At 61.3% G+C, this 14,507-nt stretch carries 12 protein-coding genes, 1 tRNA gene and 2 rRNA genes (1 of these 15 only partly in view); 9 read left to right on the top strand and 6 right to left on the bottom strand.

Annotated features, from left to right (window positions below; genetic code table 11):
- The first annotated feature begins 4 nt into the window (after positions 1 to 4).
- Positions 5 to 424, top strand: a complete 420-nt coding sequence (locus NKJ89_RS18330) for a cupin domain-containing protein (RefSeq protein ID WP_352604467.1) — start codon at positions 5 to 7, stop codon at positions 422 to 424.
- A 30-nt stretch (positions 425 to 454) separates the two neighbouring features.
- On the opposite strand, the gene NKJ89_RS18325 is transcribed toward NKJ89_RS18330, so the two are convergent.
- Positions 455 to 1,645: a M24 family metallopeptidase gene (locus NKJ89_RS18325; protein WP_352604465.1), complete on the bottom strand. Its 1,191-nt coding sequence runs from the start codon at positions 1,643 to 1,645 to the stop codon at positions 455 to 457.
- A gap of 374 nt (positions 1,646 to 2,019) precedes the next feature.
- Between NKJ89_RS18325 and NKJ89_RS18320 the strand changes: the two genes are divergently transcribed.
- The 6 genes from NKJ89_RS18320 (at position 2,020) to NKJ89_RS18295 (ending at position 8,030) form a co-directional block, all read left to right on the top strand.
- On the top strand, positions 2,020 to 3,630 hold the full coding sequence (locus NKJ89_RS18320; protein ID WP_352604464.1) for an ABC transporter substrate-binding protein: 1,611 nt from the start codon (positions 2,020 to 2,022) through the stop codon (positions 3,628 to 3,630).
- A 282-nt stretch (positions 3,631 to 3,912) separates the two neighbouring features.
- On the top strand, positions 3,913 to 4,899 hold the full coding sequence (locus tag NKJ89_RS18315) for an ABC transporter permease (protein ID WP_352604462.1): 987 nt from the start codon (positions 3,913 to 3,915) through the stop codon (positions 4,897 to 4,899).
- A complete protein-coding gene (locus NKJ89_RS18310) occupies positions 4,896 to 5,726 on the top strand; it encodes an ABC transporter permease (protein ID WP_352604460.1) in 831 nt (276 codons plus the stop codon). Before NKJ89_RS18315 ends, NKJ89_RS18310 begins: the two co-directional genes overlap by 4 nt.
- On the top strand, positions 5,723 to 6,742 hold the full coding sequence (locus NKJ89_RS18305) for an ABC transporter ATP-binding protein (protein ID WP_352604458.1): 1,020 nt from the start codon (positions 5,723 to 5,725) through the stop codon (positions 6,740 to 6,742). Before NKJ89_RS18310 ends, NKJ89_RS18305 begins: the two co-directional genes overlap by 4 nt.
- Complete coding sequence (locus tag NKJ89_RS18300; RefSeq protein WP_352604456.1) at positions 6,739 to 7,527, top strand: ATP-binding cassette domain-containing protein; 789 nt, start codon at positions 6,739 to 6,741, stop codon at positions 7,525 to 7,527. The genes NKJ89_RS18305 and NKJ89_RS18300 overlap by 4 nt, the downstream gene beginning before the upstream one ends.
- The gene (locus NKJ89_RS18295) at positions 7,524 to 8,030 is read left to right on the top strand and encodes an L-2-amino-thiazoline-4-carboxylic acid hydrolase (RefSeq protein WP_352604454.1); all 507 of its coding nucleotides are present in this window, start codon (positions 7,524 to 7,526) and stop codon (positions 8,028 to 8,030) included. Before NKJ89_RS18300 ends, NKJ89_RS18295 begins: the two co-directional genes overlap by 4 nt.
- A gap of 274 nt (positions 8,031 to 8,304) precedes the next feature.
- Here NKJ89_RS18295 and NKJ89_RS18290 read toward each other — a convergent pair whose 3' ends face one another.
- Both NKJ89_RS18290 and NKJ89_RS18285 read right to left on the bottom strand, forming a co-directional pair.
- Positions 8,305 to 8,916: an NAD(P)-dependent oxidoreductase gene (locus NKJ89_RS18290; RefSeq protein WP_352604452.1), complete on the bottom strand. Its 612-nt coding sequence runs from the start codon at positions 8,914 to 8,916 to the stop codon at positions 8,305 to 8,307.
- Positions 8,917 to 8,952: 36 nt separating this feature from the next.
- On the bottom strand, positions 8,953 to 9,591 hold the full coding sequence (locus NKJ89_RS18285) for a DsbA family protein (RefSeq protein ID WP_352604450.1): 639 nt from the start codon (positions 9,589 to 9,591) through the stop codon (positions 8,953 to 8,955).
- Between the two features lie 125 nt (positions 9,592 to 9,716).
- Between NKJ89_RS18285 and NKJ89_RS18280 the strand changes: the two genes are divergently transcribed.
- Entirely contained in the window at positions 9,717 to 10,634 is a 918-nt protein-coding gene (locus tag NKJ89_RS18280) for a LysR family transcriptional regulator (protein WP_352604448.1), read from the top strand.
- A gap of 132 nt (positions 10,635 to 10,766) precedes the next feature.
- On the opposite strand, the gene NKJ89_RS18275 is transcribed toward NKJ89_RS18280, so the two are convergent.
- From NKJ89_RS18275 to NKJ89_RS18265, 3 genes are all read right to left on the bottom strand, one after another.
- Positions 10,767 to 10,843 (bottom strand) — tRNA-Met (locus NKJ89_RS18275).
- 174 nt (positions 10,844 to 11,017) lie between these two features.
- Positions 11,018 to 11,132: ribosomal RNA gene (rrf, locus tag NKJ89_RS18270) — 5S ribosomal RNA — on the bottom strand.
- 279 nt (positions 11,133 to 11,411) lie between these two features.
- Positions 11,412 to 14,233 (bottom strand): 23S ribosomal RNA (locus tag NKJ89_RS18265).
- On the opposite strand from NKJ89_RS18265, the gene NKJ89_RS18260 reads away from it, so the two are divergent.
- Positions 14,228 to 14,507 carry the 5' portion of a hypothetical protein gene (locus NKJ89_RS18260; protein ID WP_352604444.1) on the top strand. The gene runs 62 nt beyond the window's last position, so 280 of the gene's 342 nt are visible here — the first part of the coding sequence; the start codon lies at positions 14,228 to 14,230; its stop codon lies off the right edge, out of view. The two genes, NKJ89_RS18265 and NKJ89_RS18260, sit on opposite strands and share 6 nt — an antisense overlap.

Raw genomic sequence — 14,507 nt, 5'->3', positions numbered from 1 at the left:
AGAGATGACCGACAAGAGCAAGGTATTTGTCTACCCGAAGGACGTCAGCGCCTTCGGCTTCGACTGGGGAAAATTGTCGTTGACGGTGGCGCCCGAGGTCAATGGCGCAACGCGCTTTTCCGGCGGCGTCGTCGACTTGCCCTCCGGCAAGGGCCACACGCGTCACAATCATCCCGGTGCCGAGGAAATCATCTTCGTCATTTCAGGCCATGGCGAGCAGATGGTCGAGGACGAGAAGGGCAATCCGGTGGTCGAGAAGGTTGGCCCCGGCTGCACCATCTATGTGCCGGAAAGCCGGTTTCATTCGACGCTCAATACCGGTGACGGGCCGATGCAGCTTTTCGTCGTCTACTCGCCGGCCGGCCCGGAACTGGTTTTGCGGGAACTGCCGGATTTCAGGCTGATCCCGCCGGGCGGCAAATAGCGTGTCCGGGGGCGGCGCCAGCCTTCGTCTCTACAAGGTGCCACCCCTGTTCCAACCCCGGCCACGGTCGCCGAAAATGACATAGCCAGTGTCGATGACCGCCAACGTGTCCTCCAGCTTGATGAAGCCGCGCGTCGGATGGAGCATCGTCGTCTCGACCGACAGCACCATGTTCTTCTCCAGCGGCCTGGACGCATAGGTGCCCTCATAGGTCACCGGGTGGTTGGTCATCAGGAACGGGGCCTCATGCGTGATCAGGCCCATGCCATGGGCGAAGAAATCCGTGTAGGCCGCGACCTTGGAGCCCTTCAGCACGCCCTCGGCATGCGAAATCATGTCGCCGCCCAGCGTGCCCGCTCTGACCTTTGAGAAGGCTGCCTGCTGCACCGTCTCGACCTCGGCCAGCAGATCCTCGAGCTCGGCATCCGGTTCGCCCAGAATGCCCATGCGGCAGAGGTCACCGATATAGCCGTGATAATTCCCGCCGGAATCGATCGACAGCACCTCGCCTTTCTTCCAAGCCTGCGGCGAGGCGGCGCGATTGTGGCTGGAGCCCAGCGTCAGCAGGCAATATTCGAAATGCGCACCGCGATTGGTTTCCTCGCGCCGCAGCCGCTCGATCATCTCGCTCTTGGTCGTGCCTTCGCGCGCCCACGCGATCGTCGCCAGCATGGAATCGGTGATCAGTTCGGAGGCCGTGCGCAGCTTTTCCAGCTCGGCATCGGTCTTGATGGCGCGCATGCGCTCCAGCATCTCCGTCGCATCGATCAGCTTGGCGTCCGGCAGCGCCTTGCGGATCAGCGTGTAGGCGTCCGACGGCAGGAAGCCTGGCTCGATGCCGATGCGGGCGCCGGCCTTACCGATCTTCTGCAGATGTTCGACAGCGAGGTTGGCGGCATCGAGCGTGCCCCAGCAGGCGGCGTGCAATGTCGGCGTCCAGAACGGGCTGTTCTGATGCTCGCCACCCTCCATGCGATTGCCGATATAGGCGGCATGCTCCGGCCCGCCCTTTTCGTACACGACGATCGGCAGGTAACGGCTGTGGCCGATCGCATCCATGGCGGCGAAGAAGATGAACTTGTAGCCGCCCAGCAGATACTGCGTGTTGTGCTTGGAGGTGGCGAGCAGCACATCGATGCCGGCCTCCTCCATCAGCCGGTCGACCCGCGCCTGGTCGAACGGGACAGTGCCGACGGCATTCTTGCCCGGAGCAATGTTCATCTCTCTCTCCCTGAATTGCCCGGGATCGCCGGACTGTTCCGCTCCCGATCCCTTGGCCTCGGATCAAATCTGCACCATTCTGCCCACTCTGGTCCAGCCAGAAATGGCAAAAACAGCACCGTCGATGTCACCATACCATCATCGGTCGCATATCAGATCGTTCTGGTCCTACCAGATGGAGCGAATTGAGCCACTTGCACCAAACTGGTCCAGCGGATGAAAATTTCAAAGCCAAGCGAGGATGCGCCAATTCCGTCTCTGGCGAAACCCTCGGCAAGGCCCATAATCGCCACCGCACGGATGCTGGCGGGCTTGTCAGCGTGCGAGGGGTACTGGCGCACCTGATTTGGTCGCCGAGAGGACGGAGTTCGATCATGTCAGGTTTCACGATTTCGAGACGCACCATGCTTGCCGGCTCGGCCATGCTGCTGGCCTCCACTGCCATGCCGATATCAGGCTGGGCGCAGACGCCGAAGAAGGGTGGCCGGCTGGTACTTGCCGCCGACTCCGAACCGCGCAACCTCAACCCGGCGATCGTCGCCTCCAACGGCGCCTTCTTCATCTCCAGCAAGATCGTCGAAACGCTGGCCGAAGCCTCATTCGACGGCAAGGACGGGCTCGCGCCGCGGCTGGCGCTGAGCTGGGAAGGGTCTGCCGACGGGCTCTCGGCGACGTTCAAACTGCGCGACGGCGTCAAATGGCATGACGGCAAGCCGTTCACCTCGGCCGACGTTGCCTTCTCGGCGCTGCAGATCTGGAAGCCGCTGCAGAACCTCGGCCGCACCGTGTTCAAGGATCTGGCCAGCGTCGACACGCCGGACGACCTCACCGCCGTGTTCAAATTCGCCAAGCCGACACCGTTCCAGCTGATCCGCAACGCGCTGCCGGCGCTGAGCAGCGTTGTGCCGAAGCACATCTACGAGGTCGGCAAGATCGAGGACAACCCGGCCAACAACGCGCCGATCGGCACCGGGCCGTTCAAGTTCGGCGAGTACAAGGCCGGCCAATATTACCGGCTGACGAAGAACGCGGATTACTGGGAAAAGGACGAGCCCTATCTCGACGAGATCATCTACCAAGTGCTGCCGGATCGCACGTCCGCGGCGAGCGCGCTGGAGGCTGGAGAGATCCAGCTTGCAGCCTTCTCGGCCGTACCACTGGCCGATCTCGACCGCATCTCCAAGGTGCCGGGCCTCAAGGTGATCTCCAAAGGTTACGAAGGGCTGACCTACCAGCTCGTGGTCGAGATCAACCATCGCCGCAAGGAACTGGCCGACCTCAAGGTGCGCCAGGCGATCGCGCATGCCATCGACAAGGATTTCGTCGTCAAGACGGTGTTCCTCGGTTACGCCGCCACCGCCACCGGTCCGGTGCCGAAAAACGATCCGCAGTTCTACACCGCAGACGTGCCGACCTATCCATTCGACGTCGCCAAGGCCAACATGCTGCTCGACGAGGCCGGCTACAAGAAAGGCCCGGACGGCAAGCGCTTCTCGCTGAAGCTTTTGCCGGCGCCCTATTTCAACGAGACCAAGCAGTTCGGCGATTATCTGCGCCAGGCACTGGCCGCCATCGGCATCGACGCAGAGCTGGTCAACAACGACTCGGCCGGCCACATCAAGGCCGTCTACACAGATCACGCCTTCGACCTCGCCGTCGGCCCGCCGGTGTTCCGTGGCGATCCGGCGATCTCCACCACCATCCTGGTGCAGAGCGGTATTCCCGACGGCGTGCCGTTCTCCAACCAGGGCGGCTACAAGAACGACGCGCTCGATGCCCTCATTGCCAAGGCATCCGAGACGCTCGACACCACTGCCCGCACCGACCTCTACAAGGAGTTCCAGAAAGAGGTGGCTGCCGACCTGCCGCTGATCAACGTCGCCGAATGGAGTTTTATCAGCGTCGCCCGCGACACCGTTGGGAATATTGCCAACAACCCGCGTTGGGCGGTGTCGAACTGGGCGGACACTTATCTGGAATCGTGACACATTTGCGCGGATGAGAGTTCGCGAGGAAATCGGTGTCGAGACATGGCCTAAGGCCGCGTTCCTTCACACCCCCCTCTGTCCTGCCGGACATCTCCCCCGCAAGGGGGGAGATCAGCAGCGTCACCAACCGCACCCCCCTTTCCGCGTCACCGCATCGGAGATTGGCGGAAGCAGCAACGACATCCAATCTCCCCCCTTGCGGGGGAGATGTCCGGCAGGACAGAGGGGGGTGCCTAGACACCACACCTCTAACGGCCAGGCCGGCGTTAAGTCTTTACCATGACCCGCGCCCTCACCCTCATCCGCCGTCGCCTCGTCGGCAGCATCTTCGTGCTGCTGATCGTCGTCGTCGGCACCTTCCTGCTGCTCGAAGCGGCCCCCGGCGATGCGGTCGACGCCTACATCGTCTCGACCGGCGGCGATGCCGGCATGATCGAACTGCTGCGCCATCGCTGGGGCCTCGACCAATCCGAACTGACGCGACTGGCCAATTATCTCTGGGCGCTGCTGCATCTCGATCTTGGCCAATCGGTGACCTTCTCCGCGCCGATCCGCGACGTGATCCTGGAGCGCCTGCCCAACACCTTGCTGCTGATGGTCAGCGCCACCGCACTTTCCTTCGGGCTGGGCTCGGCACTCGGCATCTATGCCGGCGCGAGGCCAGGCGGTTTCCGCGATCGCTTCCTGTCGATCGGCTCGCTGGCGCTCTATGCCGTACCGGGTTTCTGGCTCGGCCTGGTGCTGAGTGTCGTCTTTGCCGTCGACCTGCGCTGGCTGCCGATCGGCGGCATCGAAACCCTGGCCTCGGACAAGACGGGGCTCGACCGTGCAGCCGACATCGCTATCCATCTCGTCTTGCCGGTTTCTGCCCTCGGCTTCATCTATCTGGCGCTTTATCTGCGCATGATGCGCGCCGGCATGGCCGAGGTCTGGCGGCAGGATTTCGTCTTGGCCGCCCGCGCCAAGGGGCTATCCCGCCGGCGCATCGTTCTCGCCCACGTCGCCCGCAACGCACTACTGCCGCTGGTCACTATGCTCGGCCTGCAATCGGCGCAGATGCTCGGCGGCAGCGTCGTCATCGAGAGCGTCTTTTCCGTGCCCGGCCTCGGCCGGCTGGCGCAAGAGGCGGTCGCCTCCCGCGACACGCCGCTTCTGCTCGGCATTATCCTCACCAGCGCCGTCCTGGTCATCGTCATCAACCTCCTCGTCGACATCGCCTATGCCTTCCTCGATCCGCGCGTCGGCGCCAGCGAGACCGGCATATGAGTTCGCTCCGCAGGTTTCTGCGCACGCCTGAGGCGGTTGCCGGCGTCATCCTGCTGGCGGCGCTGATAGCCATGGCGCTGTCGGCGTCGCTGCTGTTCCCTGGCGATCCGCAGGCCATCGCCGGCCCGGCGCTGCTGCCGCCGTTCCAGGACTGGTCGCTGCCGCTCGGCACCGACCGGCTCGGCCGCAACGTGCTGGCCGAGCTCTTTCATGGCGCCCGCACATCGCTGGCCGTCGGGCTCGCGGCAGCGGCGGCTGCACTTGTCGTCGGCGCGGTGATCGGCACGCTGGCCGGCTTTGCCGGCGGCCTCGTCGACGAGGTGCTGATGCGCATCACCGATGCCTTCCAGACCGTGCCGAGTTTCCTGTTGGCGCTGGCCTTCGTCAGCGTCGTCGGGCCTTCCCTCGGCGTCGTCGTGATTGCCATCGCGCTCGGCACCTGGACCGGACCGGCCAGAGTTGCCCGCGCGGAAGTCCTCTCCATTCGTGAACGCGACTACGTCGCCGGGGCGAGGGTCATCGGCATGCACCCTATGGCGATCGCCTTTCGCGAGGTGTTGCCCAATGCCTTGCCCCCGGTGCTGGCGATGTCGTCGGTGATCGTCGCCGCCGCCATCCTCACCGAAGCGGCCTTGTCCTTCCTCGGTCTGGGCGACCCCAACCGGGTCACCTGGGGCGGCATGATATCGGAAGGCCGCGCCGTGCTGCGCACCGCGCCCTTCCTGTCGATCGTCCCAGGCATAGCATTGGTTCTGACCGTGCTCGGCGTCTATCTCGCCGGTGAAGGCATCGTCGAGACGACAGCAGTCAGGAGAGGCCTTTCGTGACCGCTCTGGCTACGATCCGCGACCTCACGGTGACCTACCGCCGAGACGGCAGCGAGGTGGCGGCGCTGAAGAGTATCAGCCTCGACATCGCCGCTGGCGAACGCCTCGCCATCATCGGCGAAAGCGGCTCGGGCAAGAGCACGCTGGCACTGGGCATTGCGGGGCTGTTGCCGGCAAGCGCCAGGATTGGAGGCCGCATCGATTGGTTTTTGCCATCGTCGCCATCCGCTGGTGCCAAGGCACCCCCCTCTGTCCTGCCGGACATCTCCCCCTCAAGGGGGGAGATTGCGCCCTCATCTCCGCTTTCGCCAATTGCGCTGGCAGCAGGGGAGGAGCCGATAGTGGAACTGCCAATCTCCCCCCTTGAGGGGGAGATGTCCGGCAGGACAGAGGGGGGCCTCGTAGGGCGCGAAGTCCGAAAGTCTCCCTTCAAACAGAGCTACATACCCCTCCCCGGTCGCGACATCGGCTTCGTCTTCCAGGACCCGTCCGCCAGCCTCGACCCTGTGATGACCATCGGCAAACAAATCGCCGAGGTCGCGCGCACCCATCTCGGCCACACATGGCTACAGGCCTACGCGAAGGCAAGACACCTGCTCGAACGCGTCCGCCTGCCGGACCCGGACTCAGCCTTGCAAGCCTTCCCGCATCAGCTTTCGGGTGGCCAGAAGCAGCGTGTCGCGATCGCCGCCGCCATTGCGGCCGGACCGAAATTGCTGATCGCCGACGAGGCGACAAGCGCGCTCGACACCATCGTACAGGCGGAGATCGTCGCTTTGATCCGGCGCCTGGTGGCCGAGGACGGCATGACGCTGCTGTTCATCAGCCATGACATCGCGCTCGCGGCCGAGCTTGCGGAGCGCATCGCCGTTTTCCGGCATGGCCGGTTGGTCGAGCTTGGCACGACGGCGCAGATTATCAATGCACCTAGCCAAGCCTACACGCGCGCGCTGCTCGACGCCCATATCGGGCTCGACGCCAAGCCATTGCTGAACCGAGCCGAGCTCCAGACATGAGCCTGCTGACGGTGTCCAACCTCACCAAACGCTACCGTCGCGGTGAAAAGACCATCGCTGCCGTCGACGATGTCACCTTTCACATCGACTCCGGCGAGACAGTGGCACTGGCCGGGCCTTCCGGCAGCGGCAAGTCGACGATCGCGCGGCTGGTGCTGCGATTGATCGAGCCAGACGCTGGGCGCATCGAATTTGAACGCGGTGATTTCCTGGCTTTGAGCGGGGCTGCGCTGCGAGTGCGTCGCGCACGCCTGCAAATGGTGTTCCAGGACCCGTTGGCCGCCTTCAATCCGCGCGCCACAGTGGCGCGTGTGCTCGACGATCCCTTGCGCATCCATCGCATCGCCTCACGCCCCGAACGCCCGCGCCGCGTTGCCGAATTGCTGGAGCGTGTCGGGCTGACCGCCGGCCTCGCCACACGCGCCATCCATGAGATCTCCGGTGGCCAACGGCAGCGCGTAGCCATTGCGCGCGCGATCGCGACGAAGCCGTCGCTGATCGTGCTCGACGAGGCGGTGTCGGCGCTCGACGTTTCGGTGCGCGGACAGATCCTCGACCTGCTGCTGGACCTGCAACGGCAGGAACGGATTGCTTATCTCTTCATTTCACATGATCTCGGCGTCATCAGAGCGATCGCCCACCGCATCGTCCTTCTCGACGCCGGCCAGGTTGCCGAGAGCGGCGATGCCCGAAGCGTCATCGATGCGGCGCAATCGGCCATCGGCAAGGCGCTGGTGGCCGCGGTGCCAAGACTCAACCGTATCATTCGACAGGACGCATCATGACCAACCCCGAAGCCAGAGCCGAGAAACTGTCGCGCGAACTCGATTCCGCTTTTCGCAACCGAGCCGATCTCTATCGGCTGTTGCTCGACGAGCTGAGTGGAGAACTGGGCGCCGACAAAGCCGAAGCGATCATGATCCGCGCCATCGAACAACGCGGCAAGGAAGTGGCGGCAGCCGCCTTCGCCGGCTTCGGCCCCAATGACGCACGTGCGATCGGCGAAGCCTTCCTGGCCGTCAGCCCGGATGGCGGCCGCATGTATCCGACCGATGTCGAACGCAGCGATGATCGCATCGCCTTCAAGGTGAAACGCTGCCCGCTGAAGGATGCCTGGGTCGAAGCCGGGGTTGGTGACCAAAGGCTTGCCACGCTCTGTCGCATAGCCGGCGCCTTCGACCGCGGCCTGTTCGAGGCGACCGGCGTTCGTTTTGACAATGTCACCTGGACACCGGGCCACGGCTCCGGCTGCTGTCATATCGCGCTGACAGACAGGGATGCCGGATAGCTCAGTAGGCCCGCTACACCGACAGCCGGCCGGCTTCGATTTCGACGGCGGCCAAGCCGGTCAAGGAGGTCGATCCGTCCTATCAGGGATGACTGCGCAAGCGCGAACCCGACCTGATCAGTGGGGAACGCGCTTTGTCGAACGCCGCCGCGAGGAACCGAGATAGGACGGTCTTGTCATACGGAAAGTTACCGGCGCGTCGGCGTGCGCGAAGCGCTTACGCGGCTGGCGTCGACCGGCCTCGATTGAGACTCGGCGGCCGCTACCCGTTCGATCAATAGCCGACGGTGAAGCGCTGCCTGATATGGGCCGGCTTCTCGATCTCGTCGACCACGGCGATGGCATAGTCCTCGAACGAAATACTGCTGCCCTTGTCGGAGGCGAGAAGCGTGTCCTTGCCGAGGCGGAATGTGCCGGTGCGCTCGCCCGGGACGAACATGGCGGATGGCGACAGGAACGTCCAATCGAGGTCGCCGACCGTCTTCAATCTGTCCAGGAAGTCGGCGCCCTTCTGCGCTTCGGCCTTATAGATCGCCGGGAATTCGGGGGTGTCGACCAGCCGCTTGCCGGGCGCGACTTCGAGACTGCCAGCGCCGCCGACGATGAGATAGCGCTTCACTCCCGAGGCACGCACCGCCGCAATCAGCGTGTCGGCGTCGCTGTCGAGAAAATGCACCGAACTGATCGCCACATCATGGCCGCGGATCAGGTCAGCGAGACCTTCCTTATCGAAGACATCGCCTTTCCTGGCGATCACGCCTGGGAGTGCGGCGATCTTTTCCGGGTTGCGCGCAATGCCGGTGACGGTGTGGCCGCGATCGGAGAGTTCTTTGAGAAGGCGCGAACCGACTGCGCCCGATGCACCAATGAGAGCGACTTTTGCCATGTCTTTTCAGTTTCCTTGTTGAGGGTTTTCTGGGGATCAGGCCGCCGCGATATGGGCGACGAGATTGTCGAAGCTGCCGAACAGTGCATTCGAACCGATGAGCCGGGGCGCATCGTTGCGGATGACCACGAGGGAAGGCACGCCATCGGCATGCAGGCCCTGGAACAACGAGCGGCCTCGGCCGACCAGCTCGCGGTGGGTCGTCAGCAATGTTTCGGTCGGCGCCTTGAGCATCTCAGCGGCGTCCGCCATGCCGGCGGCGGCGAGCACTTCGGCCACACCGCTGGTCGTCACGACATCGCTGCCGTCGACATAGCGCGCCCGCTGGATCGTCTTCAGCGCGGCAAGCCGGCGGCTGGGATTTTCCAGGCCGGCGGCGCTGATGCCGAGCGTGGCGGCATGAGAGTCCAGCAGCGTGCCGCTGATATCGAGGACATTGTGCCGATAGGCCTGCGTGAACAATTGTCCGGTCAGGCGCTCGATGCGCTGATCGTTCGCCCAGGCATGGGCGGCAAAACCTTCATCCATCGGACGCGCGCCGGCGCCGGAGAACAGGCCGGTCGGCAGCAGCTCGACGCGCACGCCGCTGGCAGACAATCTGTCCAGCATCGGGGTGGCGCCATAGCACCAACCGCAAAGCGGATCGAACAGATAGGTCACTTCTGAATTGCTCATGATCGCCATCCTCGGTCCGGCTGCGGGCGAATGCCCCTTGGCTCACATGTGGCAGACGAAGGTCTTGCGAAAAATAGCGCTCAATAATACAAACTGTCTGATCCAATCATACAAAGACTGCCGCCTTGGCCGAACTTCTGAACCTCAATCGGCTCGCCTACTTCACCACGGTGATGGAAACCGGTTCGTTCACCGCGGCGGCCGACCGGCTTGGCGTCGCCAAGGCCGTGGTCAGCCACCAGATCGGCAAGCTCGAGGAGGAATTGGGCGCAACGCTGCTGCAGCGCACGACACGGCGTGTCACGCCGACAGAAGAAGGCCGCCTGTTCTATGACCGCGCGATGATTATCCTGAGGGAAGCAGAGGCGGCCTATGGCGAAATCTCGCAAGGGGCGATCGAACCGAGCGGAACGCTGAGGCTGACCGCGCCGCTCGATTACGGTGCCAAGATGGTGGCCCCGGTCATGGCGGCCTATCTCAGGGCCTTTCCGCATATGCGCGTCGATGCGATCTTCGACGACGCGGTGAGCAATCTGGTGGACGAGCAGATCGATCTCGGCATTCGCGTCGGCTGGCTTACCGATTCCTCGAACCAGGCGCGGCGCCTGGGCACGATACGGCAGACCGTAGTGGCAAGCCCTGGTTTCGCGGCGCGCATGCCGCCCGACGTGACGCCGCGCCAGTCAAGATCGCTGGCCTGGGTCGGCAACGCCCAGTTGCGCGGCATCGGCCAATGGCTGTTTTCCAGGGATGCTGAAACGGTGCTGACCGAACTCAATCCGATCATCATGTGCGACAAGAGCCCCGCTGCCCTGGCTTGCGTGCTGGCCGGCATCGGGCTCGGCATATTTCCGGATTACAGCGTCAACGACGATATCGCCGAGGGGCGGCTGGTGCCGGTGTTTGCCGACTGGAGCTTACCGACAGGCGGCATCCACGCCGTCTTTCCACCGGCCCGGTTCCGGCCTGCCAAGGTGCGCGCCTTCGTCGATCTTCTCGCGGCGGCCGAGAGAAAGCGATCACGCGGCGTCGCCATGGCGTGAGGCCTTTAGCGGGCCTCCTGCAGGATATTCAGGGGGAGCACGTCAACGGGCTTTTGATGTCGAGGTGCCCTGGCCTGCGCGGCTTCAAAACGCAGACAGCCCGCGTTGAGCGGGCCGTTTGCGTTTGAAGTGTGGTTGCGGGGACAGGATTTGAACCTGTGACCTTCAGGTTATGAGCCTGACGAGCTACCGGGCTGCTCCACCCCGCGTCGAGGTTTGGAAGTATGCGCAGGCCTACGAACAGGATGGCCTACAGATAGGTATATGGCTCACCAAATGAAAGGGCCGCTTTCGCGGCCCGGGTTCCCGTTGGCGGGCCTAATCATAAAGAGAAGATTTCTCTCACATCCGATTTGGATGTGAGATCAACGTGCGTTTAGCAGACCTGGCAGCGACCTACTCTCCCGCGTCTTGAGACGAAGTACCATCAGCGCTGGAGCGTTTCACGGCCGAGTTCGGAATGGGATCGGGTGCAGCCGCTCCGCCATAACCACCAGGTCGGCAAAACGCACGTTGTTCGAGAAGCTGTTTTTTAGCGAATAGCCAATAGTGAGTAGCGAATAGGGATCCTATTTGCTGCTTTCTCTGAGCTGTTCGCTGGTCTTTTTTGTGCCTTCACAGTTCTTTGGGTCCTGGCGCCTTTCGAAGCGATGCTTCGCAAGGTCGACCGACCGCCGGCGCTGATGCGCCGCACTCACGTAGCGCCGCCCGCAGGGCGGAACGAGCGTGAGTGAGAACAGACCATTTGACTTCGTCAAATGGGCATAAGGAATGAGAACGATCAAGCCGATCGAACTATTAGTACCGGTAAGCTTCAAGCGTTGCCGCTCTTCCACACCCGGCCTATCAACGTGGTCGTCTTCCACGGTTCTCAGGGAATACTCGTTTTAAGGTGGGTTTCCCGCTTAGATGCCTTCAGCGGTTATCCCGTCCGGATATAGCTACCCTGCTATGCGGCTGGCGCCACAACAGGTCCACCAGAGATCCGTCCATCCCGGTCCTCTCGTACTAGGGACAGATCCTTTCAATATTCCTACACCCACGGCAGATAGGGACCGAACTGTCTCACGACGTTCTGAACCCAACTCACGTACCGCTTTAAATGGCGAACAGCCATACCCTTGGGACCTGCTCCAGCCCCAGGATGCGATGAGTCGACATCGAGGTGCCAAACAACCCCGTCGATATGGACTCTTGGGGGTCATCAGCCTGTTATCCCCGGCGTACCTTTTATCCGTTGAGCGATGGCCCTTCCACGCGGGACCACCGGATCACTATGACCGACTTTCGTCTCTGCTCGACTTGTCAGTCTCGCAGTCAGGCAGGCTTATGCCATTGCACTCAGCGAACGATTTCCGACCGTTCTGAGCCCACCATCGCGCGCCTCCGTTACTCTTTAGGAGGCGACCGCCCCAGTCAAACTACCCACCATACATTGTCCCGGACCCGGATAACGGGCCGCGGTTAGACATCCATAGTAATAAGGGTGGTATTTCAAGGGTGGCTCCACCTGAGCTGGCGCCCAGGCTTCAAAGCCTACCACCTATCCTACACATGCCACTACGAATGCCAATGTAAAGCTATAGTAAAGGTGCACGGGGTCTTTCCGTCTAACCGCAGGAACCCCGCATCTTCACGGGGAATTCAATTTCACTGAGTCTATGCTGGAGACAGCGGGGAAGTCGTTACGCCATTCGTGCAGGTCGGAACTTACCCGACAAGGAATTTCGCTACCTTAGGACCGTTATAGTTACGGCCGCCGTTTACTGGGGCTTCGATTCAGAGCTTGCACCCCTCCTCTTAACCTTCCAGCACCGGGCAGGCGTCAGACCCTATACGTCGTCTTGCGACTTCGCAGAGCCCTGTGTTTTTGATAAACAGTCGCTACCCCCTGGTCTGTGCCACCCTCCTCTACTTGCGTAGAAAAGGGTCACGCTTCTTCCGAAGTTACGCGTGCAATTTGCCGAGTTCCTTCAGCATAGTTCTCTCAAGCGCCTTGGTATACTCTACCAGACCACCAGTGTCGGTTTCGGGTACGGTTTATAAGGAGGAGCTATTTCCTGGAACCACGCAGCAGCCCGTTCAATCCGATAAGATTGGACTACCTCAATGATCCGTCACTACCTCCAAGCCCACGAATATTAACGTGGTTCCCATCGACTACGCGTTTCCGCCTCGTCTTAGGGGCCGGCTAACCCTGCTCAGATTAGCTTTAAGCAGGAACCCTTGGTCTTTCGGCGGGGGAGTCTCTCACTCCCCTTACGTTACTCATGTCAGCATTCGCACTTCTGATACCTCCACCACCCCTCACGGGTATGGCTTCATCAGCTTACAGAACGCTCCGCTACCGCTTGGCCCTTGCGGACCAAACCCTAAGCTTCGGTGTATGGCTTTAGCCCCGTTACATTTTCGGCGCAAAGACCCTTATTTAGACCAGTGAGCTGTTACGCTTTCTTTAAATGATGGCTGCTTCTAAGCCAACATCCTGGTTGTTTTGGGATCCTCACATCCTTTCCCACTTAGCCATAACTTGGGGACCTTAGCTGTAGGTCAGGGTTGTTTCCCTTTTCACGACGGACGTTAGCACCCGCCGTGTGTCTGCCGACTAGTACTCCCAGGTATTCGGAGTTTGGTTAGGTTTGGTAATCCGGTGAGGACCCCTAGCCCATCCAGTGCTCTACCCCCTGGGGTATTCGGTCGACGCTCTACCTAAATAGATTTCGCGGAGAACCAGCTATTTCCGAGTTTGATTGGCCTTTCACCCCTAGCCACAAGTCATCCCGAACTATTGCAACAGTTATGGGTTCGGTCCTCCAGTAAGTGTTACCTTACCTTCAACCTGCTCATGGCTAGATCACTCGGTTTCGGGTCTAATGCGACGAACTGAACGCCCTGTTCAGACTCGCTTTCGCTGCGCCTACACCTAGCGGTTTAAGCTTGCTCGTCACACTAAGTCGCTGACCCATTATACAAAAGGTACGTGGTCACCCAGGACGAACCTTGGGCTTCCACTGTTTGTAGGCAATCGGTTTCAGGTACTCTTTCACTCCCCTTGTCGGGGTGCTTTTCACCTTTCCCTCACGGTACTAGTTCGCTATCGGTCATGCACGAGTACTTAGGCTTGGAGGGTGGTCCCCCCAATTTCAGACAGGATTTCACGTGTCCCGCCTTACTCGAGGACGATTGATCGCATTACGCGTACGGGGCTGTCACCCACTATGGCCCTACTTTCCAGAAGGTTCCGCTTGTCTCTCAATCGCCACTGGCCTGGTCCGGGTTCGCTCGCCACTACTTCCGGAGTCTCGGTTGATGTCCTTTCCTACGGGTACTTAGATGTTTCAGTTCCCCGCGTTCGCCACTTTACCCCTATGTATTCAGGGTAAGTTACCTATTATCGATACTTGGAAACCACAGCAGCAAGTCGGCCTTGCGACCTTCCGGCTGCTCTGATTTTCCAAGTACCTTAGGTGGGTTTCCCCATTCGGAAATCTACGGATCAAAGGGTATTCGCACCTCCCCGTAGCTTATCGCAGCGTATCACGTCCTTCATCGCCTGTGCATGCCAAGGCATCCACCAATTGCCCTTAAGACACTTGATCGTTCTCATTGCCAATGCCCACCCGCGCAATTCCGAAGGAATTGTCGCTTCAGCCAACCCCTTCCAGGATCAGCGTCCGCGCAATCCCGAAGGGATCGTCGCCTGGGCCAAATCCTGTGCGGGATTTAGCCCGATGTCATTGGCACAAAAAGACCAGCTTCTCGAGATCGGTTCGAGGGTGCGGTTAGGCAAGCCCATCATATGCGGGAGATTGAGCGTCTCCCGCGACAAATCACAAACCTTTTGGGCTCATGAAGTTCGAACAAATCTTCTCT

It is taken from the genome of Mesorhizobium sp. M0047, assembly GCF_040323315.1.
GTDB lineage: Bacteria > Pseudomonadota > Alphaproteobacteria > Rhizobiales > Rhizobiaceae > Mesorhizobium.
The sequence above is the reverse complement of the archived record's forward strand: the minus strand, read 5'-3'. Positions and strand labels throughout refer to the sequence as shown.